At 63.3% G+C, this 2898-nt stretch carries 2 protein-coding genes; one reads left to right on the forward strand and one right to left on the reverse strand.

What is annotated here, in order from left to right; all coding sequences use genetic code 11:
- Positions 1 to 1000, reverse strand: a 1000-nt coding sequence (locus FBZ83_RS31170; RefSeq protein WP_282186920.1) for a calcium-binding protein, incomplete at its 3' end; no start/stop codon positions are given.
- 363 nt (positions 1001 to 1363) lie between these two features.
- Here FBZ83_RS31170 and FBZ83_RS32445 point away from each other — a divergent pair.
- A partial coding sequence (locus FBZ83_RS32445) for a M10 family metallopeptidase (RefSeq protein ID WP_282186921.1) occupies positions 1364 to 2898 on the forward strand: 1535 nt, incomplete at its 3' end.

Raw genomic sequence — 2898 nt, forward strand, 5'->3', positions numbered from 1 at the left:
CGTCCAGGCTGTCGTTGCCGGCGCCGCCGACCAGCGTGTCGTCCCCGGCCTCGCCATACAGGACATCGTTGCCGTCACCGCCGCCGATCCAGTCACTTCCAGCCCCGCCATACACCGTGTCATCGCCGGCGCCGCTGGAGATCGCGTCGTTGCCGGAGGTCGCCTGCGTCAAATCGTTGGACCCGGCCGGCGCGGTGAGGCCATCACCGTCGACATGAATGAAGTCGTTGTTGGATGTGCCCTGCACCGACGGCAGGGAGATCACGGTGTCGTTGCCCTCGATGGCGACGATCAGGCCGTCGGCGGCGAAGGTGCCGTCGAGGGTCAGGGCGCTCTCGAAGCTGCCGTTGCCGTCGACGTCGATGGCCAGCGTGGTCACGCCGTTGGCCGCCGTCACCTGGATGCGCGAGGGGCTCAGCGTCAGATTGGTGAAGCGCAGCTTGTCGCCGGCCTCAAAGTCGGTGATCCGGTCGCCCACCCACTCCATGGCGGGGCTTCCAGAAGAGTTGTTGTAATAGCCGAAGAATCGGAACTCGTCGGCGCCGCTACCGCCGGTCAAAACGTCGGCACCGGCGCCACCATACAGTGTGTCGTTGCCGCCACCGCCGCGCAGCGTGTCGTTGCCGTCGCCGCCTTCCAGCCATTGATTGCCGTCGCCGCCGACCAGGCTATCGTCGCCGGCCCCGCCATAGGCGTAGGCAAACGCGTAGCCACGGTTGTCCAGGATCAGCACGTCGTTGCCGGCGCCGCCGTGCAACGTGTCGTAATCGCCGCCGATCAGCGTGTCATCGCCATCGTTGCCGTACAACACATCCCTGCCGTCCCCGCCGTCCAGGCTGTCGTTGCCGGCGCCGCCGACCAGCGTGTCGTCCCCGGCCTCGCCATACAGGACATCGTTGCCGTCACCGCCGCCGATCCAGTCACCCCCGTCCCCACCATACACCGTGTCATCGCCATCAAGCGCATCGATGACGTCGTTGCCGTCGGTTGCCTGCGTCAAGTCGTTCGCCCCCGTCGGCGCGATCCGTCCATCACCAGGGAGGTGAATGAAATCGTTGCTATTCGACACGCTTGCTATTCCTTGTTGAGAGGGCGCCAACCGCATAGGACGTCGCAACTGTAAGCAACATTCCCTTGCCGGAAATTGCTGCATACTATGTTATGCGATTTAAAACCGCACCTTATGGTTTTATCATATCGATTGTCGCGATAAAACCGTCATCCACCATGCGGGTTAAAGACGCACAGGACCGCGCCCGTAAACTGCATTTTCCTTTTTTACAGACCCCCGACGAAGTGGTATATGGGACCATCTCAATCTTTCATAATGCAGAAAGATTGAAAGCCATGGAAACCAACCACAATGTCGCAAAGCCACTCTTTCAGAAACGCGTTCGGAGAAGACACGCAACTCTCTGGAGTGGAAATGCTGGTGACGCCTCCGGCCGATCCGCAAGCTTTTGCATCCAGCGGAAGCTCGACTCTGGATGCCTTGCTCGCCCTGTCCGACGTCGGCGATACGGCGCGGTGGAACTTCGCTGCGGCCGTCGGCACGCCTTACAGCGCGCCGGGCGGGCTCGGTCAGTCGGTTTCCATCACCTACAGCTTCATGACCGCCGTCCCGTCCTACTACCAAGCGGGAAGCATCACGCAGTTCACCCCGTTCACGGAGTCTCAGAAGGCCGCCGCGCGGGCCGTGCTCGCGCTCTATGCGCAGGTGGCGAACGTCACCTTCACCGAGGTGGCGGACAGCGGCAACGGCGGGCAGATCCGCTTCGGCACCGATACGCTGAGTGACAGTGGCGGCTATGCTTATTATCCGTCCTTCAGCTACAGCTATTCCGGTTCGCCGGGGGCGTCCGGGACCATCACGCAGGTTTATGAAAACCCGATCGGCGGCGATGTCTGGCTGGACGCCAGCAACACCAACCTCGACCAGACCCAGGGCCGATTCGGCAACATGACGCTGATCCATGAGATCGGCCATGCGCTTGGCTTGAAGCATCCGTTCGAGGCGCCGAACACGCTGCCGACCGCCCAGGACAACTACGATTATTCGGTGATGTCCTACACGGCGCCCTCGAACAGCACGCTCATAACAGTGACGGGAACCGCCAACCAGTATTCCTGGGTGTCGGAGATGGTCGTGCCGCGCACGCCGATGCTCTACGATGTCGCCGCCGTTCAGTATCTCTACGGTGCCAACACCGCCACGCGGAGCGGCGACACCGTCTATTCCTGGCAGGTTTCCGAAGCCTTCTTCGAGACGATCTGGGATGGCGGCGGCACCGACACCATCGACCTGTCCAATCAGACCCTGGGAAGCCGCCTCGATCTGCGACCGGGCAGCCTCAGCTCCATCGCGATCCGCCAGAGCGATGCCGAGCGGCGGATGAACCTGCCGAGCTGGGCGACCGGCGTGCCAACCCCGACTTACGACGGTGTCAACAATCTGGGGATCGCTGCCGGTGTGATCATCGAGACCGCCATCGGCGGCTCCGGCAACGACAGCATCGTCGGCAACGATGCCGCAAACACTCTGCGGGGCGGTGCGGGCGATGACACGTTGGAAGGGGGAGTGGGCAACGATACGCTGGACGGCGGCGCCGGCATCGACGTTGCGTCCTTCGGCGGCGCCTACGCCACTTACGCGGTGGTGCGCACCGCCACCGGCGTCACCGTTCGGGACACCGTGGGGACCGGCGGCACCGACACCCTGACGAACATCGAGACGCTGCTCTTCAGCGACCGCTCCTTGTCCGTGTCCACATTGCCTCTCGTGGCGGCGCCGCGGCTGGACTTTGACGGGAACGGTCGTGCGGATTTGGTGTGGCAGAACGCGCAGGGCGGCCTGACGCTGTGGTCGATGAACGGGGCGCAGGCGACGGCGACCTTCAT

It is taken from the genome of Azospirillum brasilense, assembly GCF_007827815.1.
GTDB classification, from domain to species: Bacteria; Pseudomonadota; Alphaproteobacteria; order Azospirillales; family Azospirillaceae; genus Azospirillum; species Azospirillum brasilense_C.